The 204-nt window shown below is 39.7% G+C and carries 1 protein-coding gene; it reads left to right on the top strand.

Annotated elements, in window-relative coordinates; translation table 11 throughout:
• Positions 1 to 204, top strand: a 204-nt coding sequence (locus AC5YCE_RS03120; RefSeq protein WP_496171025.1) for a transposase, incomplete at both ends; no start/stop codon positions are given.

The following is a 204-nucleotide window of genomic DNA, read 5'->3' as shown; positions in this document are numbered from 1 at the left end:
TCATATTCTTTATATTGATGAATCAGGCATCAATACCAATGAAATAGCAGAATATGGTTGGTCTCCAAGAGGCCAGCGATGTCATTCCTTAAGATCAGGTGGACATGGTACCAGACTCAGCATGATCAGTGCCGTCAGATCAAATGCACCATTCAAATTTATTCAACCTTTAGTGTTTCAAGGCTCATGTGATCGGAGTATTTT

This window comes from Acinetobacter sp. CY79 (assembly GCF_059515845.1).
The sequence above is the reverse complement of the archived record's forward strand: the minus strand, read 5'-3'. Positions and strand labels throughout refer to the sequence as shown.